We start from the raw sequence: 26600 nt of genomic DNA, 5'->3' as shown, positions 1-26600 counted from the left end.
ACTCCAGAATTAGTTTGGACATCAAACCACTACTGTTCGGGCGGCAGTTCGGGCGGGGGTGGTTTTTCCTCGTCTAGTAAGTTGCCCTTCGATACTTTGAACTGATGCCACAACTGCTTGATCTGTTCGTACGCTTCATCGGATGAAACTTTGCCCCCCGTTTCTAAGCCACAAATCAACGATACCCGCTGAGCAAACTCTTGCAGATTGGCATTAAACGCCAGATTTTCTGGCGAAAACTCGCCTCGATAGCGAGCGATGGGATAGAGGAACTGATCTTGAGCCTTATCTTTTTCGTTTGCCACAGATTTTAGGAAGAACGTCAACAACATGTAGATCGAACAACACCTGATTGACTGACAAAAAGTGCTAAAACCTCCGTTTCACAGTAGGTGTAGGTGGGCATGTTTGAACGGTAGCCAATGAATTCGCTCCCTGAATCCCTCAACGCTGGAGACGTTGAAGCAGAACGGGCCTAGCAATCACCTAAGCTTGGAGATTTAGAGATCTGTTTGAGTAACCTACCAACCCTTTGCAAACATCTTCTTAGTACGATGCTAGCGGTTAAGCTGAGCATGATCTGCTAAAACCTGCCGCCACAGAGATGGGTTAGCCAGTCAAGGAACGATCCTTATTTACCTAAAATAGTTTAGAAAATTTTTTCTCTCAAGGGCTTTCAGCAGTCCGCCATCCAGCTAAACAGCATTCAATTGAGAAACTTACGTAGTATCACTTAACTAAACTTTCAAGAAATATAAATCTCTAATGAGACTTCAGTAAACCTACGGTTGAACCATTGGAGTTCCTAAAAAAGTTGAATAAGATGGGGTTGTCTCAGGCGATCGCGACAGTTCACCCCCTACTGCTCAGCCACTCCTATGAAGCTTGACTCCTCTTCCCCCATCAATGCCTTTTTGAATGCCCTGGCGATCACCATTGCCTTCGCCTTTATCGCCGCGTCAGCCGATGGACTCTCTGTGGTTCAATTCTCGAAGTCTCGCAATATCCAAATAGAAGTTCCCGTACTGGCAACATCGGTGCTTGCCAACAGCTAAGAGAATAATTGACTGCCTTAAAACCAGACTAACTCTCGATGGGATAGAGGTCAGTCGCATTTTGGTGAAGAATAGCGATCGCCACCGCCTCAGCCTCTTGTACCGTAAGGTCGCGATCGCAAATCGCCTGATCGAGTACCTGCCCCAGCGCTTCGCGTCCCCATTTTGCTCCCAGGTAATAGAGTTCTGGAATGAAGTGGGCATCCGAGGAATACATCAACTTGCTCGTCGGGCTGAGTTCCATTAGCATCTGCACCGTTTGCCGCATTCCTGCTACGCTCAGCAACGGCACAGCCAGACCAAAATCGACATAGACCTGAGGGTAAACCGAGGCCAAATAGCCCGCCTCGCGAGTAAAGGGGTAGGCCGCATGAAGTAAAACAATCGGTGCCGACCGATAGAGCGGCTCCTCCAGTACGGGTCGCAAATGCAGCGGATTGGCGAGCCGCAAGTCGAGGTCTGGATCACCAAAGCCCGTGTGAAACTGTACCGGAAGCTGGTACTGGGCGGCGATCGCCAGCGTTTGATGAACCAGAAAATCGATTAGAGCTTTATTGGATAGCCGCACACGCGCATCTGGGAACCGATATTTGAGGTCATAAAAAGCATCTTCTGCCACCTCCCATGGAATCGGTTGAATGTCGAGTCCGGTACGGTAAGCGGCCACGCTCTTAAAACCCACCACTCCGGCGGGCGGTGGGTTCAGTTCACTGCGAAACCATTCCAGAAAAATCTCAAACCGATTGACCTGAGCAATCAGTTGTTCGGCTAACCACTCTACCCGCAACAGTCTGTGGGTGGGCACAAACTGCTGATGCCATGCCAACGGCAGGATCTGATCGGGCAGAAAGCCATCATCCAGCACGATCGACTTCAGGTTGGCGGCATTAAAACAGCGATCGGTCAGGGTATCTAAGCCAAGCCGGGTTCGACAGGCCAGAATAGCCGCTTCGGTTGGCTCACAGTCTAGCAGAGTCGCCACATCCCGTACGCTGCGACGGTAGCACAGAGTGTGGCGAGCATGGCGATCGCGAATTTCAGCCGCATAGCCCTCAGTGAACGCAGCGCTGTAAGGTGTGGTGGTTGCCACTTCCGAGCGCACCAGGTTGTGGGCATGTTGATCGATCGCTGGAATATGGGTTAGCTCCATCAATACCGCTCTAGCAATAGCTTAATTTCTTCTTCGAGTACCATACCTTTCATCGCTTGCCATTCAGCCGTACGCACCGCCAGAAAAGCTTGAGCCAGTTCAGCGCCAAGCGCTTGCAGCAACAGATCATCCTGGGTCAGGTGAGCGATCGCCTGCCCTAGCGAGTCGGGCAAACGGTCAATCTGCCGTCGCTGCCGCTCCAGGTCAGGCAGGAAACCTGGGTCAATGCTCACCGGGTCGCCCGGATCAAGCTGTTGCCGAATCCCTGTTAATCCGGCGGCGATCGCCGCACCCAGAGCCAGATAGGGATTGGCAGAAGCATCCACCGTTTTTAACTCAATGTGCGTGGGGCTGGGCGGTTGCGGATTGCTGGGTACCCGGACCGCCGCCTCTCGGTTATCGATGCCCCAACAGCGATAGGCACCGCTCCAAAAGTGGGGCTGAAGCCGCCGATAGGAATTTGGGCTGGGTGCCGTAAGCGCCATCAATGCCGGAAGATGAGCTAAAATTCCGGCAACAAACGATCGGGCGATCGGCGAGAGGTCTCCTGTTCCAGACGCAGCGGGTAAAAGGTTTTGACCATCGCGCCAGAGGCTCAAATGCAAATGACAGCCGCTTCCGGCTTTGTCAGCAAAAATTTTGGGTAAGAATGAAGCTCGTAATCCATGCTGAAGCGCTACGCCCCGCACCGTTTCTCGAAAAGCGATTTGCCAGTCTGCCGCCTGCATTGCGTGGGTGTAGCGAATTGCGATTTCGTGCTGGCCGGGGCCAGATTCGGGATAGTAGCGCTCGACCGGAATGTTTTGAGCTAACAGCGCATTGGCGATCGCTCCAATCACGGCATGATTCAGATCCATCGCCAGGGTAGAAGCAAACACCGTATCATCCGCAGGAAACATGCCGTCTGCGGTGAACTGCAATAAGTAAAATTCATTTTCAAAGGCCGCCATGATTTGCAGCCCCTCGGCGGCGGCCTGAGCAATCATCCGCCGCAGGAACCCGCGTGGGCACAACGCCCAAGGCTCGCCTGCCAGGTGCATATCACTCATTACTCGTGCATGACCGGGAACATAGGGCAGGGCATTTAAGGTAGACCAATCGGGTACCAGCCATACTTCACCCACAGGCCCCAAACCACTGCCAGGAGCGACAGCATCATACATCACTGGAATGGCTTGTTGAGCGATCGAAATGCCGACTCCATGCTGGTAATGGTCTGCTAGAAAATTCGTATGAAACGCTTTACCCCGAATGACGTTGGCGTTGTCGCACCAGAGGACGCGCACAAATTGAGTACCTTGTTTTTGGAGATAGACAGACGGATCGGTCTCCATAGGGAAAAGGGGATGAGGAACTGAGACACAGAGAACCAAACCAGAATGGACGGTTCTGCTTCCTGGGATGGAATGATTGTACAGGAGGACTCTATGAAATGATGCCAGATTGGGGCGATCGCTCCTCTCCAACGCCGATCGCTCCAATCCGACGGCTCATCCGCTCATGAACCGTCCTCTTTAACCTCATTCGAACCATAAGGTAGATGAAGCAGAACCGCGATCGCCGCTAAAACGAAAGTCCATAGCTATTTAGGACTATTCAGGTTTCGGTACGACTTGCCGATTGATCCCCTTCTTAGATCGACGGTATCCGCCCGAAAACTGCTCAGGAGACTTTCCATGACAGCAACGACCCCAAACAAAACGACTGATTCAACGGCCAACTCACCCACTCCTTATACCGGATTCGATCGCTTATTCATTGGTGGGCGATGGGTTACAGGCCGCTCTGAACACAAACTGAAACCAATTAATCCATATCACCAAACCGTGATTATGGAACTTGCAGCGGCGAATCAACGTGATCTCGAAGACGCGTATCAAGAGGCGAAACAGGCTCAAGTGGCGTGGGCAGACACTCCACCCAGTCAGCGATCGCACATCATGCGTCGTGCAACCGACATCATGGATGCCCGTCAGGATGAGATTATCTCATGGTCTATTCGGGAGGCCGGTAGCCCACGCAAAAAAGCCATGCTGGAATGGAAGGCGGCACGGGATGTGATGGAACAGGCCGTTTTTGCTCCCTATGCGGTTGAGGGACGCATTCTTCCGTCTGATATCCCCGGTAAAGAAAGCCGCGTCTATCGCCGTCCAGTGGGTGTGGTGGCAGTGGTTAGCCCCTGGGACTTTGCCCTCAATCTTGCCAATCGATCGGTTGCTCCTGCTTTGGCGCTGGGCAACGCGGTGGTGCTAAAACCCCCCTCAAATACGCCTGTTACGGGAGGGCTAATCTTTGCCAAGATTTTTGAAGAAGCGGGACTTCCACCCGGTGTGCTTAGCGTTGTAGCGGGGCCAGCCCGCGAGATTGGAGATGCATTCGTCAGCCACCCAATTCCGCGCGTCGTTACCTTCACCGGATCGACGAAAGCGGGGCGACACATTGGCGAGTTGGCAGTCTCCAGCCCGATCATGAAACGGGCTTCGCTCGAATTGGGCGGCAACAGTCCACTGGTTGTATTAGACGACGCTGATCTGGAGCTTGCAGTCAATGCGGCTGTGTTTGGTAAGTTTTTGAACTCCGGCCAGATCTGCATGAGTACCAATCGGCTTATTGTTGATGAGCATGTTTATGATGAATTTGTCGATCGCTTTGTCGATCGCGTCCGTCAGTTGAAGCTAGGCGACCCAAACGACCCCGATACTGATATCGGCCCCATCATCAATGAAGCCCAGTTGAATGCTCATCTCCAGCACATTGAAAATGGGCGGCAGGAAGGTGCGCGTCAATTGCTGGGTGGCGATCCAGATGGGTTGATGCTACCACCTCATGTCTTTGCAGAGGTCACAAATCGAATGAACATTGCTCAGGAGGAGTTATTTGGCCCGATCGCTCCTATCATCAAAGTCCGCAATGAGGCAGACGCGCTGCAGGTTGCGAATGACACAGAATATGGGTTGGCGAGCGCAGTCTTTACCCGTGATGAGGGACGTGGACTCCGCTTTGCCCAACGCATGGATGCGGGCATGACGCACATTAACGATCAGACGGTCAATGATCTCCCCAATGCTCCCTTCGGTGGCGAGAAGAATAGTGGAATTGGTCGTTTTGGGGGCGACTGGGCGATCGCAGAGTTTACTACCGATCATTGGATTACCGTTCAGCATTCTCCACGAACCTATCCGCTTTAAATCGATTGATTGAGCGATCGCTGGATGTCACTGGGGCATTGAGCCAGCCATCACTGCCCCAGTCCCACTGAGCAACCTATGATTCTGACTTTTCCTTTTTCTTTTCTCGTGTCATTTGATTTACATAAATGTCTACATCCTGGCGTATGATGTCCTCAATTTGCTCAGAAAAGAGAGGAAAAGCAGCACTGTGCCCCTGTACCGCGTAAGGGCGATAGATACCGCTCAATTGAAAAAACTGCCATCCTTCTGCCTTGAGTGACTCCACCGTTCGGCGGTAATGATACCAGCGTTCCCCATAGTGAAAAAACTCTTCGACCGCTGAGCTAACGGCGACTAAACCGCTTAAACCGATCGCCCCAATTCGAAAAAAATAATTGATATTTGTTGCACTGTCTGCCTGTAGAGTCACCAAAATTGGAACAAGGACACCACCAATGATGGTCATTAAACGCAGGTTATAGTAGCGATCGCGGCAGTAGGCGGCGCGTCCTTCCATCCACAAAACCTGTTCGAGCCAGCGAGACTTGAGGAATCGCGTTTGCAACGGCTCCAGCTTCAATTCGTCAATCAGGTTGTTGAAGTCTTGCTTTAGCCCATTCGCATAGGCCTGCGCTCGCTCCCTCTTACGATTGAATCCAAGCCACCTGACCATAGACCGTTTTACCAAAGCGCATCAATTTACCTCAGCTTTTGTATAGCAGACTTTTAAAGCTGAACGGTACTATTCTGTCGCCAAACGACTGCCCTGTCTGGTTGCTATTCAATCCTCAGGGCTAGCCAGATTATAGTCACTGGTTCACGATTCTCCCGGCATACTTGCAGAAGGCAATCGCCCTTCTCAGCTTTCTCAGCCAAGGATTAGCTTGCTCTCAGTTGCCGTTCAAGTGAGGTTCAGGCTTCAGGCGCATTCTAGTAATCAAGCCAGGAAACCCCTGCATCTCACAAAAGGAACGAAGGAGCTAAAACCATGAAACGCCTTATTCTTGCTAGTTTGTCTGTTGTTGCTTTATCTGCGATCGCCAGTGCTCCCGCTTCAGCCCTCACCGAGCGCTTCAACGATTCGTACCGCGATAACTTAAACAAAGGCTTAACGACAGATGTGAATCTGTCTGATCGGCACCAAGATGCCTTCAACGGTGGACTCTATCGGCTGACCGATCGCTTTAGTGAATCCTATCGCGACAACCTGAACAAGGGGCTAACCACTGAAACGAACCTGTCTGATCGTCACCAAGATGCCTTCAATGGTGGACTCTATCGGCTGACCGATCGCCACCAGGATGAGTTCAACGAAGGCTTGAACCGATTGACCGAGCGGTTTGATAGCGAACGCGACAGTACCTTAAATCGCTAATAAACGGTGATCATCTCAATGATTCACTAGCGATACGCTTTGTCTCCCTCCTAACCCCCACTCACTGCCAGATGAGTGGGGCTATTTGTTAAGGGGCGATCGGCAACCATATCCGCACAGATTAATGCAGTCATGGCTCTGATCGCTCTCTACACCTCATCATTCTGATGAGCTTTGAAGATTCGGAACGTCTAAAGTTGAACGCTGTGGGACGAATTCATAACCGTCAATGATTCAGCAACGCCGTTTATTCTTTTGCGGGTAATTTACTGCCAACCTCGCTTCTGCCTTTAGTTAGAGATTAGGTGGAGATATTACCTTCGGTAGCATGGCAGGAATACTCCTTAGAGGATGTCTTAAAGTGCTAAGCTCCAACTCGAACCGCCCCCTAATCTCCCAACGTTAGGGGACTTCCGAATCAATTCTGTTTCAAAGTCCCCCAATTTTGGGGGATTTAGGGGGCTAGTTTAGAATGTTGAGCCATTCTCAGACACCCTCTTAGCCATTGATCCTACTTATGTAAGAGGGAAAGTCGGAGCATAACTTTTAATCTCAAAAGGCAATGTTTGGATCAAACCGATAATTATGGACAGTTTAACAACGCTAACGCCCCTGACGCTTATCCTCACGCTGGTAATTGTTGGCACCCTTACCGTCGGTGTATTTTTGGTACGAGCCACAATCGCCTGGGGCAATAAAACCGCCAGCCAAAAGTAACGTCTGAGTTTAGTCAGTGATTGAGTCAGCCATTGAAGCGATCGCCCGCCACCAACTAACCTGATAGGCACACGGCCTTGTGCTCATGTTGTCCTATGGTATTGGCAAAGGCGATCGCTTTTCTATCCAGGTTCCACAGCAAACGAGTAAAGTTATTGCCGCTGGGATCGTGTTAACCTATCCTCAGCGGGACGTGTAACCCGCAGGATAATGGAACTCAGCAGCAGTAGCCAAATAAAACTAATAACATAAATCACCATCAAGCCCTGGCGGGCATCTTGCTGGACTTGCCTCACGTAGTCTTCTCTGAAGTCAACCCTTAATCCACCGACGGCTTCTCCATCCGAGTCTCTAATTGGCCCGCCATAGGCTGAAACCCAGGTGCCAAATTCATCCGTGTAGGGTTGTGTAATCACAATGTTGACAGCTTCGCTGATCTGCGTCCCAAGCGCAGATAAGGACATATCTTCTAGTTCTCGCGGTTTGCCATAGTTCGGAGAGTAGCTTGTATTAAATTGAGTAGAATAACTGCCGAGAGCTTGAATGCCCACAGTCTGCGTTGCTCTGGAGCTATCCCCAATCCAAATAATTTCATTGGCCGCCTCTGCTTGGATGTAGGTTCGCAGGACAGCACGAGGAAAAGCGGCGTGAACTGTATGCAGCCAATCTTGATGTTCCTGATAATATTCGCTATCCATTGGAGAACCGTCATCATCGAGGTCTGACAGTTCTTCAAAGTCGTCTCCGTCAATACCAATCAGTCCGGCTTTAAAAGCACTCTCTAAATTCTCCTGCACTCGTTGCCACGACTGCTCGGTGACATAGTTGTAAAACCACGAACATCCTGCAATAACCAGCACCATATTGACAGCAACGGTGGTTAAACTAACGATCCACTTAGCTTTTTGCCGTGCCCGCAACTGAGCAGTTTCAGCCTGAAGACTGGCTTCAATGTATTGAACATGCAGAGCCGTTGGTTGTGGGTCTTTACCGTTGCCCTGAACCAGCCATTGCTTAGCTTCGTCTAAATCAATACCCCGCAGCAACCGGCTTTGATTTTGTGCTTTGGTTTGCCATTCGATCGCCCGTACCAACAATCGCGTATGGGCACGAACGTAATCCAGATCCGTGTCGATCGCCTGAATTAATTCGCTAAAAGCTGAATTGAACGCCTCTATTTCCCGAAAGAACAGCCAATTGTGACTGGCGATCGCAGGGTGCAGTTGCTCTGGAGCAAACCCTTCTCGTCGCAGGATTGGCAGCAGCCGCTTGTTATGCTTGACCGCATGTTCAATTTCATCTCGACAAACCGATGAGGCAACTGAATCGGGAGACACTACAAAGATAAATGTATTGGCTCCCTCTATGCCCCGTTGAATCGCAGCCCACCATTCTTCTCCTTTATGAATGTCATCCCAATCTACCCAGGGGTTACGATTCAACTGCCGCAATGCCGCGTCTAATGTCTTAACAAACGATTGATCTTTGCGAGAATACGAGATAAAAATTTCGTTGTCCAGGCGAAGCCTGGAACCATCATGGCTACTTTGTTGATTAACAGATGCTGGTGTGCTGTTCATACGCATCCCTGCTTAAACGGACACTTACGGTCTATAAGGATGTTCTCAAGGGGCTGAGGGCACTCAAACCGCTCTCTGCTGAATTGACACAGGCGCTAACCCTCCAGTTCCGGGGATTTCGAGGAGTGACTGTAGCACGTTTGCTACGTTCACAAACAAACTCTATGGTAATAGCGTTTTGCGAATGGATAGATGAAATTGAATACCAAGGGCAATGGTTTCGGTTGAGACAGTTTTAGCTTCAACCGCACAAAGGGCTTCTCCAGAATTTACGATGATTAATGGCGCAGACGAAGGATTGGCGATCGCCCTCAAGCAGCGTTTTGAGCCGAGGGTTTGCCTGGACGTGAGCCGTGAAGGCGGTTCGACTATGCTCAAACCGCGCTCTCACAGGCTGAAGCGTAGCCGAAGCACAGGAGAATTAGCGTTGAGGAGATATGGGGTAGCACCTCTCACGAAATCAAGCTTACTAACGAAAAAGCGGCGTTGCTGATAATCTAACCTCAAAGTCTATTCAGTATTATCAGAACTGATAACAATGCCTGGGTCATCAAGAGCAGGTCAATATATAGAACCACTTGAGATCCCCAAAAGGGGTTGCAATCCGCCTCGCATTAGTCAAACACTGTCACATTGGCTTGCGTGCAATGAAGGCCGTATGGGCTTTTGGCAGTTCATAGTGACCATAACTATTCATCACTTGAGTTTGGAAACCCACTTGACCAAGTCTTTCAGCAATATCTGTTGCTCTATATAAACGTAAATAATGTACTTCATCATCTCGCCTGTAATGTATACCCGTTTTTCGTAAGGTAATAATGCGACGCATCAACGTTGACTGCTCTCGATCCTCCTCCTTCTCAACAAGAACCATCCAATCGTCTCCTTCAGTGAAGCTTTTGGTCTTATAGCCCTCTGGCACTTGACCTGGTTCTGCAATGTCAAAGATAAAAACGCCCCCCGGCATCAATGCGGTGTAGATGCGATTGAAGAGTTGAACTAACGTTTGCCAATTGTTATCTGCGTCAAACAGGTAATTAAAACATTCACCAATTGAAATAACAACACTACAAGTCGGGATGTGAGCTTTAAAGAGGGACTCAACTCGAAACTCAGCGTTTGGGACTCTAGTTCGAGCAATAGTAATGAGGGACTCAGAAATATCGATTCCGAGAACATGATAATGAGCCTTGGTAAGTTCTAACGCTGACACCCCGCTTCCACAGCCCAAGTCTACTACCAGTCCTTCTCGAATACTGTTTTGATCTAGAATTTCGAGGATACCAGGAGCAGATTTGAGAGCGTAGTCACTATGTCCAACATCATGAATGTACGCAAGATCTTCCTTGTACCACTTTTCCATTACTGCTCTCCAACGAATTACTTCGCAGATTTTTTTAACGATCGCATCTCATCAATCACTGGAGTGTACCGACTTTACTAAAGAGTGAGCCGTATACATCTTTGTGGTTCAACCAATAATAGTATGACGTTCAGGTGCATCGCATGGTCAAAGCGGTCAGACGTAGTCTCTTGATTTGAGAGAAGAGAACGGAGTTGATGAACTACAAGCGAGATTTGAAGCTGCTTAACAAACGGGAGAGAAGATACAGCAGTTCTCAATCGAGTAAGCCACAGTCTCGCCAAGATGGGTGTGCGGGGTATAGGGTTTGAGATGTGGTGAATGCAAACGAAAATGGCTGTAATTTATGAAAAAGAGACGAGCTTTGAATACTCAATTCTGAAAAGTTTTGATTTTAGGAAATTTGGGAACGCTCAAAGCCATAACCGCTCCATATTCATACGTCCAGCAATGTCTATTCAGCCACACCCAGCAATGCTGACGTATACTTTGCCCACAGGTTCCAGTCGGTAGTGGAGAGAGTTGGAGAGGCGATAAAGCTAACTGGAACCAATGTAGCTTTCGTGTTCCAACTACCGCAGAACGGCACCGCAACGTATTGAATCTTGGGCATTGCTGAGCGGTTTGAGCATCAAATGGGCGTAACTGTTGCCAATCTTGTTGGATCTGTTAGACTGTGGGGCGAATAGGAACAATGTTGAGCAAGAAAGTTGAGCAAAACAGCCTAAGCGTTAGTCTACAGTTCTGCATTTACCGCCTTCATTGTTCACGCAACTATTGCACTGCTGATATAGCTGTTCTATGCATTTAGCTCTCATCACCGTAAGAATGTAGCGTCTCTACCTGCTTGAGCCGAAAGTGTTTTCGTTTCTAACCTGAATCTGCATCGAGCAATTGATGGGTGTTTCACAGTGATCATCTTGAGCGATCGCTTTGAGGTGTCTTCATTGAATCGAACAGTTGTCATTTCAATGGTTGTTGGGTAGAAATTTTCTGCTGCAAACAACTGAGACTTGAATAGCAATTTCTGACAATTTCGTCTGTTTACCTTCTAACGTACAGCTTGAAAAGGTAGGAAGTTTCCATGTCACCCAGCACAGATCCAAACCACACTCACGACGCGCCCGGTCAGGGTACCACTCCCTTTCCTGTTGCTCTTGGAACCAGCTTTGTTCCGCTGTTTGCTTCGCTGACAGGTACTCAGGAAGTTCCATCCAATACTTCTACGGCGAGGGGTTTTTCTTCCCTGGCACTGAATACAGCAGGCGATGCGCTCAGCTACAGCCTGACGGTATCTGGTCTTGATTTTGGTCGAGTTCTGGGAACAACACCGTTCACTTCCGATACCAGCGATGATGTGACGCTGATTCATATTCATGATGGCGATCGCGGTGTCAATGGTCCTGTTGCGCTCAGTCTGTTTCAAGCGGGAGCGGCCAACCAGGATGCCGATGACTTCAAGATTGTCCGAAATGCCGACAACTCTGTGACCCTATCCGGCATTTGGGAGCAAACGGATGCTTCAACCCTGCCGCTCAGCAACTTCGCAAACGAGATTCGTGGAGCCAAGCAAGATGTTGGGCTTTATTGGAACGTCCATACCACCCGCAACCCAGGGGGTGAAGTTCGAGGACAGCTTCAGCCTTCGAAGCCAGTTAACCTGTCTGCTTCGCTGACCGGCACTCAGGAGGTTCCGCCCAATACTTCCAGGGCAACGGGTTCTTCTTCTCTGGCACTGAATGCAGCAGGCGATGCGCTGAGATACAGCCTGACGGTATCTGGCGTTGATTTTGGTCGAGTTCTGGGAACAACACCGTTCACTCCCGATACCAGTGATGATGTGACGCTAATTCATATTCATGATGGCGATCGCGGTGTCAATGGTCCTGTTGCGCTCAGTCTGTTTCAGGCGGGAGCGGCCAACCAGGATGCCGATGACTTCAAGATTGTCCGAAATGCCGACAACTCTGTGACCCTATCCGGCATTTGGGAGCAAACGGATGCTTCGACCCTGCCGCTCAGCAACTTCGTGGGAGAAATCCAAAGCGCAACACCAAACCAGGATGTTGGGCTTTATTGGAACGTCCATACCACCCGCAACCCGGGAGGTGAAGTTCGAGGACAACTTCAGATATCGCAGCAACAAGGTGGCGCAAAGGATGCCATTACGGGCACCAAAGGGAATGACCGACTGGTGGGAACAGGCGGCAGGGATGTCATGAAGGGGTTAGCCGGAAATGATGTCATTCGAGGGCTAGGTGGCAACGATGTCATTGATGGCGGTATTGGCAAAGACAGGATCGATGGTGGTCTAGGCAGGAATACCCTAACGGGCAAAGGGGGTGCCGATGTATTTGTGTTGAGAAAAGGAAACGGACTCAACATCGTTACAGACTTTAAAGGCAACGATCGCATGGCTCTAACCAATGGGTTGCAGTTTGGCAGCCTCACGATTTCTCAACAAGGTCGCAATACTTTGATTAGAGATGGACAAGACCAGTTAGCCCGTTTAATTGGTGTGCGAGCCAATACGATTACAGCCTCAGATTTTGTCTAGAACCGTTTAATGGGGCGATCGCCCCGCACATTGCTTCTCTATTTACCACATCCGTCCGTCGGCGCACTGCTCTGCGCCTCTACGGGCGGATGTGGTTGTTTAGCATCATTGATCCGGTTGCCAAAGAAAAATGTCTCCTGTAAGGGCGTAGCATTCGGCAGATAACCCTTGCAATAGACCCAGACGTTATTGCCCGTAGCGTGCTTCTCGCAGGGTATACTGTTGGGCTATAAATTAGCCCTGCAAAACATCCTCTACATCCCATGCAGAATGGTAGACTGCAAGCATTTGACGAACAGGGCATATGCAAACAGAAAAGGTCATTGAAACCTACAATCATGGTGCAGCAGACTATGAAGCAATCATGTTGCGCTACTGGCATGTTGAGCGCGAACCATTGATTGCGTCTTTAGAACTGAGTCCAGGGCAGACCGTATTAGATGCCGCCGTAGGAACCGGGCTTAACCTTCCAGCGTATCCTGAGGGAGTGTCTGTTACAGGGATTGATCTCTCCCATGAAATGCTGAATCAGGCGCGTGCCAAGCCCGTGTCTGCTCAGGTCACTCTAAAGCTAGCCGATCTGCAACAGCTTGATCTTTCAGATGATAGCTTTGATGCAGCAGCATCAGGATTTACCTTCTGTGTGGTTAATGATCCAGTTCGATCGCTGCAAGAGATGTTGCGGGTAACGAAAGCGGGTGCCCTAATCGCCATTTTAGATTACTGTAAATCCCGAGATCCAGAAATTCAGAAATGGCAAGAGTTGATCGCTGATGCCGCATCACAGGTTGGCTTTCCAACCAACAAGATTAAGTGGAACGCATTGATGGATTACGACTCGTTAATTTATCACAGTAACCTGCCGATCGAAGTGCTTCAGGACGTTCGGATTGAGAGCCAGAACCCATTCTCGTGTGGCTGTCAATTGCTGCTGAGAAATGCAAAAGGGTAGAAGCACTTTCAGCCCCCAAGCCCCTGCGCTATTCTATTGGATGCCATAGGTGGATATAGGGGCTTTGGTTTCTTCACACCCATACAATCGCTCCAGGTTGCCGTGTCCAGTCCAATTGCGATCGCAGCCGCTCTCTGTATGGGGTAAGTTTAGTCCAATCGTTCTCAATAGCCTTAACCAGTCCTTCTCGTCAACCCCGCAAATTCCTCGAAGACGCATGAAAACCACAACCCATATTCCTACCCTCCCTGACCCCACTGTCTACCAGGCAGACTTTGCTCAGCATCTCCAGCATTCGCTGGCTCAGGTAGGGGCGGCCTACGTTCCGGTGTCGCCGTCGATCGACGACGGTGCTTTGCTCGGCAGTTTGCGTAGCTTCTTTGGGCTAAACGAGTGGCAAAAGCGATCGCTGGCTCAACGGCTAGCATCTCCCTGGCAAGGCGTGTACATCGCGTTAGGGGAAGAGCAACTGAGCGATGACCAGGAAGACTATAAAGAAGTGCTAGACCTCAACCTGGAGAATGGCACCTATGCTCAGTGGGTCAAAACCTTAAAAGACCGGCGATCGAATCAGGAGAGAGGTAACTCTATTTCGCCGGAGAGCCTCGTTGATCAGAAAGAGTTAACCAGGGTATCTGAGTTACTCTGTCAGGTCTTTTATGCCTTTCAGAAACAAGCCAATGAGGTATTAACGGCGATCGAGACAGCATATGAGCAGCCTGGAGGCAGTCTTGTTGAGCGGCACGGCAAGAACAGCACCTTGCGGCTACTGCATTATCCTCCGGCTCCCCACTTCAATGTTGGCTCTATCCGGCTGGGGGCACACCAAGACTACTCAGGCATTACCCTACTCTGGCAAGACGCTACGGGTGGCTTAGAGATTTTAACGCCCAATCGGGAATGGATATCCATTGACATTCCGCCCGGTTGCATTGGCATCATTGCCAGTGAGGTCATGCAACGGTGGAGTGGAGATACATTACACGCTGCGCCTCATCGGGTTCGTGTAACCAACCCTCAACAACTTCAAAAAACACGGTACTCGATCGCATTTTTCTGTGAAACGAATCATGACTGTGTTGTGCATCCGGGGTCGCTGTTAAGGGAAGCGAACATCAGGGCAGAAGAACCGATCGCCATCAAGTCATTTTTGAGCAAAAAGTACGACCAGATCCTGTCAAATTTGAACGTTTGATCGTGCATGGTGCATCGAGTCGCAACGCTCTGACACTATCCAGGGCTGCGGCTGTGCTAGCTTTCTAAGTTCTCGGCGGCTGCGATCGCGTCATCAATTTCTTCTGGATGTTGAGCGTAGTAGGTCTGAGCCGCTTTCAAATCATCGCGGGTCAACTGGGGATAGTCGCTGAGCAAGTTAGCATCTGAACATCCCTGTGAGCGCAAAGCGATTAATTGCCACACTGCAATTTGCGTTCGACCAATACAAGCGGCTCCGTTGCAGATTCCGGGGGTCTTTCTAATTTTTGTCGTTGCCATGTCTCATTCTCAGGGTCTTATTGGTTTCGTCAGTGTAAAGGGGGATACCTTCTCAACGGTAGCATCAACCCCGTTGTTGTTGCCTCATCATTTTGGTGTGTTACAGCTCGTATGCGTTGGTTGAAAGAGGGATGGAGCAAGCTTTTGCGATCGCCTGTTCATCACCAGCAACTCGCAGAAATGGCGCGATCGACTCCTTAATTTCTCTAGTTTCCTGACGAGTGACTTGGCTCAAAGCAAGGACATCTCTCAACGATTCTGTGGTCAATGCGACATCATTTGTTTGAACAATTTAAGAGGGTGTCTGAGAATGGCTCAACATTCTAAACTAGCCCCCTAAATCCCCCAAAATTGGGGGACTTTGAAACAGAATTAATTCGGAAGTCCCCTAACGTTGGGAGATTAGGGGGCGGTTCGAGTTGGAGCTTAGCACTTTTAAGACATCCTCTAAATCTGCTTTTGCCAGCACAACCAGAGCTTTATCAATAGCTCGAACTTTAATGCCACGCAGGACAATTGGGAGCGATCGCAGCAATACAACCTCATCCTCAAAGAGGGGTATCATCGGAAAAACTCTAAGGCACACTCAAACTATTAAAGCCGAAGCCCGTTTCTGGTAACGGGTTTAGAAATTGTTAGTTCTCTTGAACTAAAGAAGGTCGATTCTCAATTGTGCCGTCTCCTCAACAAGATTGGGGGCGATCGCTATAAAGCTGATTGCTGTATCGTTTATACCCAGTGTGCCAGTCAAAGGCGGAATGTTGGATACAAAACTCCGGGTTCTATTCTATTTGCAGTCCCTGGGGTTCTGACAAAAATAACTCTCCTTGAGAGAGTACCGTTTAGCAGCACTCTTTCAAGGAAATTTATAGGTGAATGGCACTGAAATAAAGTTGCGCCATTAGTATAGACTGGGCTTCGACTACGCTCAGCCCTCGTTGGTGAGGGCTGAGCGTAGTCGAAGCCCGGAATGAACGCACTTATTTCAGTGCCATTCAGTTATAGGTCTTAATTTTGTAACGATCGTGCTCAACCGCAGGCTCAGATTTTTTGTAGGTAGAGAGAAATGTGAAGCTTAGAAACTTCCGCTCTCGATTCCATATCGTGACCGAACAACGGTACACTTAATGGTTAGATACACTTTTGAGAAATCAAGATTTTATTTGATACCGTATCCTGAATTTTATGGATAGTGTTGCGTAACGCTATTGGGTGTGAAGGCTTTGGTGTGTGGTTCTTAGAACTACTACCACCGTACTTAGCTAACACGCACAGCATTCCATAAAACAGGCAACAAAGGACACCTGATGAATATGAGTTGGGCACCGTATCAACCCATCAGGCAGATTTGTTCAAATGGAATCAGTGACTGACATCTGGGTGTCTATCAACCCTCAAAACATCAAAAAGGTTAGACGTATCTTTATGTCAATTGCTGTTGGAATGATTGAGACCCTGGGTTTCCCGGCGGTTGTCGAAGCGGCGGATGCCATGGTGAAAGCGGCTCAGGTTACCTTAGTCGGCTATGAAAAAATCGGCAGTGGTCGAGTCACCGTCATCGTCCGGGGCAATGTTTCCGAAGTTCAAGCCTCGATCGCTGCGGGTATTGAGTCGGTCAAGCGGGTTAATGGCGGCGCTGTGCTGTCAACTCACATCATTGCGCGTCCCAATGAGAACCTGGAGTATGTACTGCCCATTCGCTACACCGAGGCCGTTACGCAGTTTAGAGAGATGATGTAAAACTCCACTTCAAGAAAAGAGTGCGGCACTTTGCGCCGCACTCTTTTTCTTTAAATGAGGTGGCTAGAGCCGAAGCTATACCTGACGTTCCGTCCTTCACTGGCAGATCGACTATTGATGACGAAGCAATCAGTTTCATAGCGATCGCCCCTCAGTTTATTGAGAATGAGGCGATTCGATTGAGAACTACTGTTCGTTAGTTCAAGTGAACCAATAATTTCTGAAATCCTTTCAGGGAGAGGGCTTCAGTTTGAATATTGTGAGTGTGCCAGTCAACGGGCGGAATGTGGGTTCTGTGACAGAAAAGAGCATGTTGGTTCAGCAATCACCAACGTTTGAGCAATTTAACCCTGCTTCAATTCGCGCACAATTTCTTGAGCCAAATTTCTAGACCAGAGGGAATCGAAGGGACAAAGGATTTGGCGGTTTTCGGGAGATAGCCAAATCAGTGCGTCTTCTACGTCGGCTAGTTGGTAGGTTTCGTTCAGCAGGACGCAGGTGAGCAAGCGATGCACAGTCATAGCCTGTTCGTCGGTTAGCACAATCATGGCTTTGCGCCCCTGTCTGCCTTTGCCAGCACAACCAGAGCTTTATCAATATCGCGAACTTTGATGCCGCGCAAGGCAATCAGGAGCGATCGCAACAATGCAACCTCATCATCGGAGAGTGTAATCATCGGAAAAGCTCCAAAGCAGTATTTTATTTACTATATGCTTTTAGTCACTTAAGCACAAGTGACTAAAGCTCTGTGGGAGCATAGGTAAGTATATCTATGTACTGCTTATGTCCGCTGACAAGAAAAGCCTTAGAGTATATCTGACTTCAGACATTGAGAGGATTCTGAGGGTTCTAAGTGCTATCAAAAATCAAAGTATTAGTGAAACTGTGCAGATTGCATTGGAAGAACATTTTGCCAAACCTGACAACCAAGATTTAATCGATCGCCACAAAATTGATGAAATCGAAGAGAACTAAGCTTCTACCGTTACTTCTCTAATGATCCAAATCATTCGCGATCGAGCAACTCCAGAGCAAATGCAACAAATGCTGAAAACTTTGGGTATCTACATTAAACTGGCAGTAGATATACAACGAGGCATTTTAGCGGGAGGAGGAGAACTGCATGTTGACTGTGAACAAGTGTTGCTGGAAACGGGCAGTGAGCAAGCCTATATTTGGGGCGCAGATTGGTATCCTTTCCAACAAAGAGTAGGCTACGAATCGTTGATTAACATTCGTCCTGGTGTTGGCAATCGCTCGATGGAAATCCAAGACTCGGTAATTCGAGAACAGGTCAACCGCATTGTTCAAGAGTTGTTAGGAAATGTGCAATGGCAGTAGATTTGGCTATCCTTAAAACCCAATATCTGCAAAATGACACTGCGACTCAGATTAACAGGTTGGCTGCAAACCTGGCTCAAATCAAAGCATTCGCTCAGGTGGGTGCAGAGGAGCAGCGTGCCCAAGACCTGATTCGAGAGAGCCAGTTTTTTATTGAGTGGGTCGTGCCTAGCCTCAACCTGGAAACAGAGCCAGATTTAGCCACCGAATTAGTGGCACTGCAACGCCAATTGAGCCGCTGGAAACTCCATTTTTCAACGTTATGGTCGAATTCTGGCGATCGGCTGCACGTTGCCCAACTCTCTCAAGACTGGAGCGATCGGCTGCTTAGTTTCTCGAGTTTGATAGCAGGTTGAGTTACTTTAGCAAAACTAATGAGGATTGGAATACAGATATGATTGAAATGCGTATACATGAATATTTGAAAATGTAAATGCAGAGAAGCGATTAGAATCCTTCAAATGCTGTGAATTATGTATACTCCTTCAGGAAAGACTGTTTAGCAAAGGGTTGCATACTTTAAGTAGTTGTACTTAAAGTATAACTGGGATGCACCCTCAGCAGTACAATCGTTCTCCTTGAGTTGCTATTAATTAGCACTGATGGACAGAGACTTAGAAGAATTGTCTGGACTCAGTTTATGGATGTACCACTCTTACTAGCCACTCTGGGCCTAATTGGAGCAGGTGTGCAGCTAATGCTCATGCAAAATAAACAAGATCGGCTTAGTAGAGAATTAGATCAATACAAAAGATCGGCTTCTAAAGGAGAACTTGACGAACTGATTCGGACTAAAGAGGAGATTACTAAACAAGTTAATAACCTGCGGCAGAAGCTATCTGGCCTTGAGGAGGAAGCATACGTTCAGTCATTCGGGTTCTATGAACCAAAATATGACTTTATCAATTCTGAGGGTTATGCAGCAAGCCTGAAAAAGGTGAAGTCTGAACAGAAAAGCATGATAAAGAAAGGAACTGCCGTAGTGAGCCAAACTAAATTAGTTTTCAACGACAGCGAAAAAAAAGGGCAGAAGTTAACCGACAACCTTCGAAAATTTATACTAATAGCTTTCAATACTGAAACTGATGACGTAATTTTCAAAGTTAAGCATAGTAATATTCAAGCTTCAAAAGAACGAATAGTTAGAAGTTATAAGAGACTGAATAAACTTGCAGAGACAACTACTTGTGAAATCACACAGCAATACCTCGATCTAAAACTGACAGAGCTATATCTTCAGTATGAAATGGCTTGTAAAAAGCAGCAGGAAAAAGAGCAGGAGCAAGAAAGAAGGAAAGACGATAACGAACGTAAAGTGCTTGCAAAAGCTGAGGAAGAGATTAGGAAGTCAGAGCAGAAAGAGGAGATTTATCGACAGAGAATTGAAGAAGTTCGTCAAGCTATAGAGCAGGTTGAGGGTGAGAAACGTAGGCAGTTAGAGTTGGAAAATAATCGGCTTCAGCAAGAGTTAGAGAAGGCTCAAACCGAAACAGAGCAGGCTACATCGCGTTATAGGGCGCGAAAAGCAGGTTACATCTATGTGATCTCAAATATAGGTTCTTTGGGACAAGACATCTATAGAATATGTAAAAGTGTCCGGCAAGATGACTACATCAGTGAAATGAACCCTGCTCTTCCTTTCCCATTTGACATTCACTTCAAAATTTTCTCGGAGGATTCCTCAGATACGCTAAAACGCCTGCATAGTCGATTTCAGGATAGGAGAGTGAATTTGCTCAATGACAGGAGAGAATTCTTTAAAGTCTCAATAAGTGAAATTGCTCAAGCCATCGATGAAATTAATCAACAAACAGGGGTGTTGAATATCCTCAAATCTGAGCGGGTGGCTCAGGCGTATGAATATCGTAGAACTGTCTTCGAACAGAACAAAACGTTAGGTTCAAACAGAACTGATGCCGGTAGCAACAATGCAACAGCTTAGACTTTTCTTGACTTAAAAGCTCTGTACAATTCGGAAACCGATATGTCGAGAAACTTGGTTTGAATTTTTCCACAATCGATAAGAGGAAGAGCAATTAGAAGGCTCATTGAGCCATGAACCGCCTCGAATTATACGATTTTGATTGTCAGTGCTGTCAATCCAAGCCTCCCCATTGGTTGGAGTGCCATAATAGTTTTCATGCCAATGATCTTGGCACCATTCCCAAACGTTACCGTGCATATCAAATAAACCAAAGGGATTAGCAAATCTTAGTTCTCCAACCTGTAATGTTTTTGCTCGATTGATTCCCTTTTGTTCTAAGCAAAATGTATGAGTACCATCATAGTTTGCCAAATCCGAAGTGATAGTTTGTCCAAAATGAAATGGCGTTGTGGTACCAGCCCGACAAGCATATTCCCACTCAGCTTCTGTTGGCAAACGATATGTATGTCCTGTTTTTTGAGATAGAATACCACAAAATTCTACTGCATCATGCCAAGAGGTTTCTACGACAGGTCGATTTGCTCCCCAGAAACGTGAAGGACGTAGCTTTAATTTTCTAGGATTAGGTTGCAATTGAGCAATTTCTCTCCACTGAGCAAATGTGATGGGGACTTTGCTCATCAAAAATGGTTTGATTTCTACTGTATGTTGAGGGCTAGCATGCCTATAGCCTGTATCTTCTGATTCAGACAAACCCATTTGAAAAGTTCCACCAGGGATAAATACCATTTCAATATTTACTTTATCAATTTTCTCGATGAGACACCAATTTTTATCGGCATACTGGGAGATGACTTTTCCATAAGAATCAATTTCTAAAACATCAAAGATAAACTCTTGAAGATTTGAAGCAACTAATTCAGGGATTTGACCTGGAACAATGGGCGTTATTGAAGTCGATCGATTTAAAGTGGCTTGGTTTTTTTGAATATTTGATTGAAGGGAGACTTTAGATGCCTCAGATATTTGGTAAGGTTTTGGTTGAGATGGCGTAGTTCTTGTAGTGCCATTGTGACCTAATCGAGCTATTTTCCCATTAATTCGCTCAATCGCAGTTTGGGCTTCTCGTCTTTGAGTAGAGTGTTGAGACACATCAATCACTTGCCACCAAAGTTTTTTTGCAGCTTCAAAGTCTTCCTCTATTTCGCCTTCTTTCGCTCGATTGACAAGCACTTCAATATCCGCTGATGTCACAGCATAAGGTAGTAACGGTTGAAAAGCTTTTGAGGTAGGTTCAACTCGGATTCGGGGTGTTTGTTCGACGTGATCTTGCCGATGCTGGGAATTAAGGGCTAGAACACGCTGTCGTAAATAGCTCTCTAAAGAGTTAGGCAGTGTGTATTGAGTTAATCCTTCAACCAAAGCAGAGGTGAACGCTCCTTGCCGCAGCCCTTCTAGCTCGTAGGAATATTGCCCATAATCGCAAGAAAAAATGGTTGTGATTCCGCGCTCTTGGGCAGATGCAATTGTCTGTTCTCCAATTGAGTCATCAAAGCTTTTCTTGCCCATCACTTGACGACAGGCATCCAAAACCAAAACAATGTCCGCGTTCTGATGGAGTCGTAATGTAGCAATCACCTCATCGATCGGCAAGGCAAACCGCTCAAGCTCATCTTCTAAACAGTCCGAGGTGATCAGGTAATCGCGACCATTGCAACTTACCCCGTGACCACTAAAGTAAAACCAAAGACGATCAATTTCACTCAGACGCTCAGGTCGAAAATCCCGTTTGAGTGCTCGTAGCAGATTAGAACAAGTAGGATAAGTTGGGCTACTCTGGTGAGTCTCATCTCCTAAGAAGCGGATAACGTTAGCTTCACCAAAACCTGCTTGCTGAGCCAAGAAGTCGCCAATTCGTTGAGCATCGTTGACCGCATATTTGAGTTTTCGTTCTGGGTGATGTATGTAATCATTTATGCCAATGACGATTGCCCAATTATTTGCCATCTACTTCTTATCCGTTCTAGTAAATTCAAGCTTGATAGCTCTCTTTTCAGGTGTTTTTCTTTCCATCCACTACTAATCTAACCTTTGCGTAGGATTCTGAAAGATTCGCCACAATCTTGCTGTCTTGAAAATGCTCTGGTGAAATAGATTCAGCCATCAGAACTGCGATAATGGAGAAGCGATCGCTGCTTTTAGTCCAATAGAAGTATCACAGAAAGTTTATCCCTTTACCACTGGGCTGTACCTCCCAACTTATCAAATAAGGGAAGGATTAGTCGTGAAAAAATACATCAAGCATTTGGCAGACAACAGCTTCAAATAAGTGCTTCGCTCGATCGAACTCTGGAACCTTCCAATCCGGTACAGCAGCCCGATCCAGTTGGTTTGCATTCAGGTAAACCGGATAGCGAACTTCCACTTGTAGCGCCTCCACTTGCGGTAGCTGCCCGTAGTGTTGGGTAATGTATCCGCCACTAAACACCTTGTTACGAACCACCTGATAGCCTTTCGAGCAAAATGCAGCCTCCGCTGAGGAAATGAAGCGATCGCCACAGGACTTGCCATTACCGTTGCCCAAGCAAATTTCATCCTCAATCAAACCAAAGAAACTATGTAAATCCAGCAAATACACCCTGCCAAACTGCTCCATGAATTGATTCAGCAAGCTCTGAAGCCGATCATGATAGGGATGGTAATAGTGCTCAACGCGCTGCTGAATCTCCTGTTGAGACGGAAGAGTTTGATATAGAGGCACATTGAAGGCCGTCTTTTCTGCAATAATCGATTGCCAAAAATTCCCAAACAATGGTTCATTGGGCGATCGATTCAAATCCACCACATAACGGCTATAGATGGCTTGCAGCACCGTAATTCCCAAACCGGGCAGGAAGTCATAGAGCTTATCCAAATGCCAATCTTGATTGGGCAGATAATGCTGATAAGATGGCTCTAGTTGATCAGCAATGTCTTGCGGTACGAGCAACCCACTGTGCGGCAAACTGGCAATGATTGGAATGGGTTGAGTCGTTGGTAAATGAAGCAAAAAAGGGGTTGTCATTGCTGACCCAGTGAGGGGATGAAGCGCTCGATTTCAGATAACGATCTACCCAACCATACTATGTCAATGGAAACAACGATTGAAAATCTGGAAGAAAAGTTGCGACAGGCTATGCTCACCAGTGATGTTCCTGTGCTGGATGAACTGATTGCCGACGACCTGGTTTGGACGATGCATACAGGGCAGGTCGTCAATAAGCAATTTGATCTGGATGCACACCGCTCTGGACTCTTTCAGTTCACAAAAGTGGAGACGAGCGATCGCCAAATTCATCAATATGACAGCAATTGCATCGTGGTTACTCTCAAAGCAGAACTGGCTGGAACCAGCAGCGGTGAAGCGTTTTCAGCAGCCTATCGTTTTACTCGCGTCTGGGTACAGCGGCAGAACCGTTGGCAAATTGTAGCCGGTCATGTGAGCCAGGTCATTCTTTTCTGGATGGTGATCTATCCCTACATCCCCAGCGGGCTTTGGCATCTGGTGGCCTCTTGCTCTTGAACCTCCTCCGGCGATCGCGACTTACAGCAGTTCTCAATCGAGTCAGCCACAGTCTCGCCAAGATGGGTGTGGGATGTAGGGGTTGAAGTGTGGTGAATGCAAATGAAAATGGCTGTAAACATTCCGGCGACAGCGCCATCTTTTACGGCAGAGCGTGCTAACGCAAATCAGACGATCGTGGTGAATGGGGCTTCAGATGTAGTGATGGTTTTCCATCCAGAGGCCGTTGCCCAAGTCATTGAACACGTTGCGATCGTTCAACAGAACCGTATGAACCCATCACAGACGCGATCGCCAGATTCCCTAGTCTCCGTTCAGGTGAGAACCTCTATAGTCGGGCGATCACCATGCCAAAGTTGCCATCAAAACGGCGATCGCTGGTGCATAGGCGAAGGAGGCAGACCTGACAAAGCAGCTAAATCACGGTAGTGCCTCGAACAACAGTAGGTTAAACACAATGGAGAAATGTCTTCGGTCAAGCAAGACTATGGAGTGTCGGCTCTACGGATATCCCAACTTTCATAAAAGCCTTGTTCCACAAGGGGGCTTCTTTCTGGAGTTGCGCCACGAATTTCAAGCCGCGCCATTTTTTACGAAAACGTACAACTTAGCCCTACTCTATAAGCAAATCACGCAGATAGTAAAAGCGATCGCTACTCAAATTACCAGTTTGAAGCCGTCCCAGATAACCAGTTAGCGGTGAGGAGAGTTCGATTAGCAGTTCATAAACGGTTTGATTGTCGAGCCAATCACTTTGATGGGCTAATCCAAAAACAGTGAAATTGTAGGCACTGCAAATTTGTGCCGTTTCTAGTTGCTTTTTATCAGGTTGGGTGAGCTGCTTAACAATATGAACAAGTTGCGACCGCAGTTTGATATCCTGCAAGACTTTATCAATATAGCGATTGATTTTGGTGTCTGCCTCTTCTCCAAACGGAGCTTCCCTTAAACAAGGCTCCAGCACTAATAAATCGATCGCTCCCGCATGTTTTGCCTTAACTTCAAGCAGTCTTTGTAAGGTTTCTGGACGCATAACATTCATTTTGTTTCCAACTGCAACTCTATTGGCTGGAGATGTTAGAGATCCGGCAGCAAAAATGACCTTAATTGAATTGTCGTATTCATCTGCAAAATGAGTTTGACCTAGATAGGTCAGCTGTGAGCAAACATCAGTAGGTACATTTTGATTCTTGCTGGCTTTACACTCACCAATTAAGGGATAAGGTTCTCTACAACAAACGTCAATACCACCAGCACCGCCCGTAGCTTCCGGATCAAGACTCGCTTTAGGATTCGGAATAGAATTGCTGAAGCCAAGCCTGATAAGGCTTTTACGAACCAGCTTTTCAAATTCATTGCCTTCGCTTGAGTTTCCAACTTCAGCAATTCGACCAATCCAAATTAAGTCCGGATCAGGTTGGTGACTAATTTTACTACTAGCTTGCCAACCCAGTAAAGCTCTAGCCTCCTGGCTGATTTCTTTAGCAGCAGTACTTGTATTAAGAGAAATGACTTCTACTAGTTTACTTAATTCAAAACAAGGAGGCTTTTTTCTTTCCTCTAACTGTTGCTTTCGCTGTGAAAAAATAGCTTCAGCTAATACGGGGAGAAACTCAGTAACCTTAACAGAAGTCAAAAGCTTATTTTCTAAAACTAAGCTCGTCAAACTAACAAATTTTCCACGTTTATCAGAAGCAACAAAATTAGCCGAAACCGAAACAGGTTCGGCTAACCTATAAACTTTCAGATACGCCAAAAAGATATGTTGCCTCTGATTTAGGGCTTCTTGTAGAGCTGCTTTTGTCCAAACAGTGGAACAGGAAAGAACTTCTAACGGCTCTGCGGTATGAATCATCGTACTAAGCTCACACCTTGCCCAAGCTTCAATTTTGACAGTGGAAGTGTTTAAACTAGCCAAAGCGGCTTGAGCCGATGTGTGAGTATAAGAATGATATTGCTGCTGAACAGACAAATGATCTATTAACAGATCACAAGGATAAAGAGCGAATGTCCACCCTCGCTGCACCGCTACTTTTGGAATAGCCACAATGTTTTGCCCTTCAAGCAGCGCAGTAATATCAGGAGCAGGTAGACACAATGCCCGATCGAGCAAAACTGGTTCAATCATCAGGAGTTATCACTCTCAGTCCACAGTTCTTTCAAATCATTAGCTTCAGTTACATCAGGATCGTTGACAGGATCGTTGATAGGATTGTTGTCAGAACCTACTGAAGACTCAGGCTCATCTGCGATATTTTGAGGCATCTGATAAGACGGATCGCTCAAAATGTCTAGAAGTAGCTTGTTGTAAACTCCTAAAGCATGGTCAGCCCCCTTTTCCTGAATGAACTTGGAAATTTGTTCCTCTGTTACCTTGTAGTCTGATTCACGCTTCTGATAAATAGAACGTATAGCAAGCAGAGGTTTAATTTCTTCTTCTTTCAGTTCAACAAACTCTCCTCCTTTGCTGATCAGTGGATCAAGATACTTTTTTCTGAAGTGGGAGTTGATGGGTTTTGTCTTAGATCTCACGTAATCGTTCACGGGGTGGGGGTATCAGTAGGCAGCAAGGATGGAACAGGTTCTCCCTGGCGAGCAGCCCGACATGCCTCAACCAAGTAATCTAACACTGGGCGATTTTGAGATCGCAAGGTTGTCA

31 protein-coding genes are annotated in these 26600 nt (G+C 47.4%); 13 read left to right on the top strand and 18 right to left on the bottom strand.

Annotated elements, in window-relative coordinates:
* Positions 1-29 precede the first annotated feature (29 nt).
* A complete protein-coding gene (locus IQ268_RS04330) occupies positions 30-332 on the bottom strand; it encodes a hypothetical protein (RefSeq protein ID WP_193875931.1) in 303 nt (100 codons plus the stop codon).
* A 546-nt stretch (positions 333-878) separates the two neighbouring features.
* Between IQ268_RS04330 and IQ268_RS04325 the strand changes: the two genes are divergently transcribed.
* The gene (locus tag IQ268_RS04325) at positions 879-1055 is read left to right on the top strand and encodes a hypothetical protein (RefSeq protein ID WP_193875930.1); all 177 of its coding nucleotides are present in this window, start codon (positions 879-881) and stop codon (positions 1053-1055) included.
* 28 nt (positions 1056-1083) lie between these two features.
* On the opposite strand, the gene IQ268_RS04320 is transcribed toward IQ268_RS04325, so the two are convergent.
* Both IQ268_RS04320 and IQ268_RS04315 read right to left on the bottom strand, forming a co-directional pair.
* Complete coding sequence (locus tag IQ268_RS04320) at positions 1084-2205, bottom strand: amidohydrolase family protein (RefSeq protein WP_193875928.1); 1122 nt, start codon at positions 2203-2205, stop codon at positions 1084-1086.
* Complete coding sequence (locus IQ268_RS04315; RefSeq protein WP_193875926.1) at positions 2205-3539, bottom strand: glutamine synthetase family protein; 1335 nt, start codon at positions 3537-3539, stop codon at positions 2205-2207. The genes IQ268_RS04320 and IQ268_RS04315 overlap by 1 nt, the downstream gene beginning before the upstream one ends.
* Positions 3540-3881: 342 nt before the next feature.
* On the opposite strand from IQ268_RS04315, the gene IQ268_RS04310 reads away from it, so the two are divergent.
* Positions 3882-5393 (top strand): aldehyde dehydrogenase family protein, encoded by a 1512-nt coding sequence (locus tag IQ268_RS04310; protein ID WP_193875924.1) that lies wholly within the window; start codon positions 3882-3884, stop codon positions 5391-5393.
* Between the two features lie 76 nt (positions 5394-5469).
* Here the strand turns inward: IQ268_RS04310 and IQ268_RS04305 are convergent, their stop codons facing one another.
* Complete coding sequence (locus IQ268_RS04305; RefSeq protein ID WP_193875922.1) at positions 5470-6048, bottom strand: DUF4231 domain-containing protein; 579 nt, start codon at positions 6046-6048, stop codon at positions 5470-5472.
* 315 nt (positions 6049-6363) lie between these two features.
* Here IQ268_RS04305 and IQ268_RS04300 point away from each other — a divergent pair, with 315 nt between their 5' ends.
* Together IQ268_RS04300 and IQ268_RS32740 are read left to right on the top strand one after the other, a co-directional pair.
* Positions 6364-6750 (top strand): hypothetical protein, encoded by a 387-nt coding sequence (locus tag IQ268_RS04300; RefSeq protein WP_193875920.1) that lies wholly within the window; start codon positions 6364-6366, stop codon positions 6748-6750.
* 585 nt (positions 6751-7335) lie between these two features.
* Entirely contained in the window at positions 7336-7467 is a 132-nt protein-coding gene (locus IQ268_RS32740) for a hypothetical protein (protein ID WP_255527142.1), read from the top strand.
* A 152-nt stretch (positions 7468-7619) separates the two neighbouring features.
* Here IQ268_RS32740 and IQ268_RS04295 read toward each other — a convergent pair whose 3' ends face one another.
* The 4 genes from IQ268_RS04295 to IQ268_RS04280 form a co-directional block, all read right to left on the bottom strand.
* A complete protein-coding gene (locus IQ268_RS04295) occupies positions 7620-9047 on the bottom strand; it encodes a TIR domain-containing protein (RefSeq protein WP_193875918.1) in 1428 nt (475 codons plus the stop codon).
* Positions 9048-9209: 162 nt separating this feature from the next.
* Positions 9210-9425, bottom strand: coding sequence for a hypothetical protein (locus IQ268_RS04290; protein ID WP_193875916.1), 216 nt, complete (start codon positions 9423-9425; stop codon positions 9210-9212).
* A 250-nt stretch (positions 9426-9675) separates the two neighbouring features.
* Positions 9676-10410: a trans-aconitate 2-methyltransferase gene (locus tag IQ268_RS04285; RefSeq protein ID WP_193875914.1), complete on the bottom strand. Its 735-nt coding sequence runs from the start codon at positions 10408-10410 to the stop codon at positions 9676-9678.
* 454 nt (positions 10411-10864) lie between these two features.
* Entirely contained in the window at positions 10865-11023 is a 159-nt protein-coding gene (locus IQ268_RS04280) for a hypothetical protein (RefSeq protein WP_193875912.1), read from the bottom strand.
* 471 nt (positions 11024-11494) lie between these two features.
* On the opposite strand from IQ268_RS04280, the gene IQ268_RS04275 reads away from it, so the two are divergent.
* Together IQ268_RS04275 and IQ268_RS04270 are read left to right on the top strand one after the other, a co-directional pair.
* Entirely contained in the window at positions 11495-12967 is a 1473-nt protein-coding gene (locus IQ268_RS04275) for a CHRD domain-containing protein (RefSeq protein ID WP_193875910.1), read from the top strand.
* A 304-nt stretch (positions 12968-13271) separates the two neighbouring features.
* Entirely contained in the window at positions 13272-13919 is a 648-nt protein-coding gene (locus IQ268_RS04270) for a class I SAM-dependent methyltransferase (protein WP_193875908.1), read from the top strand.
* Between the two features lie 33 nt (positions 13920-13952).
* Here the strand turns inward: IQ268_RS04270 and IQ268_RS04265 are convergent, their stop codons facing one another.
* Entirely contained in the window at positions 13953-14138 is a 186-nt protein-coding gene (locus IQ268_RS04265) for a hypothetical protein (RefSeq protein ID WP_193875906.1), read from the bottom strand.
* Between IQ268_RS04265 and IQ268_RS04260 the strand changes: the two genes are divergently transcribed.
* A complete protein-coding gene (locus tag IQ268_RS04260) occupies positions 14137-15114 on the top strand; it encodes an isopenicillin N synthase family oxygenase (protein ID WP_193875904.1) in 978 nt (325 codons plus the stop codon). The genes IQ268_RS04265 and IQ268_RS04260 overlap by 2 nt on opposite strands.
* Positions 15115-15170: 56 nt before the next feature.
* On the opposite strand, the gene IQ268_RS04255 is transcribed toward IQ268_RS04260, so the two are convergent.
* From IQ268_RS04255 to IQ268_RS04250, 3 genes are all read right to left on the bottom strand, one after another.
* Complete coding sequence (locus IQ268_RS04255; protein ID WP_193875902.1) at positions 15171-15413, bottom strand: DUF433 domain-containing protein; 243 nt, start codon at positions 15411-15413, stop codon at positions 15171-15173.
* 100 nt (positions 15414-15513) lie between these two features.
* A complete protein-coding gene (locus IQ268_RS32735) occupies positions 15514-15648 on the bottom strand; it encodes a hypothetical protein (RefSeq protein ID WP_255527141.1) in 135 nt (44 codons plus the stop codon).
* 153 nt (positions 15649-15801) lie between these two features.
* A complete protein-coding gene (locus tag IQ268_RS04250) occupies positions 15802-15978 on the bottom strand; it encodes a hypothetical protein (protein ID WP_193875900.1) in 177 nt (58 codons plus the stop codon).
* Positions 15979-16838: 860 nt separating this feature from the next.
* On the opposite strand from IQ268_RS04250, the gene IQ268_RS04245 reads away from it, so the two are divergent.
* Complete coding sequence (locus IQ268_RS04245; RefSeq protein ID WP_193875898.1) at positions 16839-17153, top strand: carbon dioxide-concentrating mechanism protein CcmK; 315 nt, start codon at positions 16839-16841, stop codon at positions 17151-17153.
* A 344-nt stretch (positions 17154-17497) separates the two neighbouring features.
* On the opposite strand, the gene IQ268_RS04240 is transcribed toward IQ268_RS04245, so the two are convergent.
* Positions 17498-17701 (bottom strand): hypothetical protein, encoded by a 204-nt coding sequence (locus tag IQ268_RS04240; RefSeq protein ID WP_193875896.1) that lies wholly within the window; start codon positions 17699-17701, stop codon positions 17498-17500.
* Positions 17698-17829, bottom strand: coding sequence for a hypothetical protein (locus IQ268_RS32730; RefSeq protein WP_255527140.1), 132 nt, complete (start codon positions 17827-17829; stop codon positions 17698-17700). Before IQ268_RS32730 ends, IQ268_RS04240 begins: the two co-directional genes overlap by 4 nt.
* A gap of 320 nt (positions 17830-18149) precedes the next feature.
* On the opposite strand from IQ268_RS32730, the gene IQ268_RS04235 reads away from it, so the two are divergent.
* From IQ268_RS04235 to IQ268_RS04225, 3 genes are all read left to right on the top strand, one after another.
* Positions 18150-18494: a DUF5674 family protein gene (locus tag IQ268_RS04235; protein ID WP_193875894.1), complete on the top strand. Its 345-nt coding sequence runs from the start codon at positions 18150-18152 to the stop codon at positions 18492-18494.
* The gene (locus IQ268_RS04230; protein WP_193875892.1) at positions 18485-18850 is read left to right on the top strand and encodes a hypothetical protein; all 366 of its coding nucleotides are present in this window, start codon (positions 18485-18487) and stop codon (positions 18848-18850) included. Before IQ268_RS04235 ends, IQ268_RS04230 begins: the two co-directional genes overlap by 10 nt.
* Before the next feature lie 284 nt (positions 18851-19134).
* On the top strand, positions 19135-20436 hold the full coding sequence (locus IQ268_RS04225; protein WP_193875890.1) for a DUF4041 domain-containing protein: 1302 nt from the start codon (positions 19135-19137) through the stop codon (positions 20434-20436).
* A 12-nt stretch (positions 20437-20448) separates the two neighbouring features.
* Here IQ268_RS04225 and IQ268_RS04220 read toward each other — a convergent pair whose 3' ends face one another.
* Positions 20449-22386 carry an SUMF1/EgtB/PvdO family nonheme iron enzyme gene (locus IQ268_RS04220; protein WP_193875888.1) on the bottom strand — a complete coding sequence of 646 codons (1938 nt, stop codon included), beginning with the start codon at positions 22384-22386 and terminating at the stop codon, positions 20449-20451.
* Positions 22387-22657: 271 nt separating this feature from the next.
* A complete protein-coding gene (locus tag IQ268_RS04215; RefSeq protein ID WP_193875886.1) occupies positions 22658-23443 on the bottom strand; it encodes an N-formylglutamate amidohydrolase in 786 nt (261 codons plus the stop codon).
* Positions 23444-23509: 66 nt separating this feature from the next.
* On the opposite strand from IQ268_RS04215, the gene IQ268_RS04210 reads away from it, so the two are divergent.
* Positions 23510-23941, top strand: coding sequence for a nuclear transport factor 2 family protein (locus IQ268_RS04210; protein WP_193875884.1), 432 nt, complete (start codon positions 23510-23512; stop codon positions 23939-23941).
* A 102-nt stretch (positions 23942-24043) separates the two neighbouring features.
* Positions 24044-24370, top strand: a complete 327-nt coding sequence (locus IQ268_RS04205) for a hypothetical protein (protein WP_193875882.1) — start codon at positions 24044-24046, stop codon at positions 24368-24370.
* 184 nt (positions 24371-24554) lie between these two features.
* On the opposite strand, the gene IQ268_RS04200 is transcribed toward IQ268_RS04205, so the two are convergent.
* Together IQ268_RS04200 and IQ268_RS04195 are read right to left on the bottom strand one after the other, a co-directional pair.
* Positions 24555-26069 (bottom strand): DUF1802 family protein, encoded by a 1515-nt coding sequence (locus tag IQ268_RS04200; protein ID WP_193875880.1) that lies wholly within the window; start codon positions 26067-26069, stop codon positions 24555-24557.
* Positions 26069-26485 (bottom strand): hypothetical protein, encoded by a 417-nt coding sequence (locus IQ268_RS04195; protein ID WP_193875878.1) that lies wholly within the window; start codon positions 26483-26485, stop codon positions 26069-26071. Before IQ268_RS04195 ends, IQ268_RS04200 begins: the two co-directional genes overlap by 1 nt.
* Between the last annotated feature and the right edge of the window lie 115 nt (positions 26486-26600).

The sequence above is a fragment of the Oculatella sp. LEGE 06141 genome, from assembly GCF_015207605.1.
Taxonomy (GTDB): domain Bacteria; phylum Cyanobacteriota; class Cyanobacteriia; order Elainellales; family Elainellaceae; genus Oculatella.
Note: the sequence above shows the minus strand (reverse complement) of the source record. Positions and strands in the feature narration are given on the sequence as shown.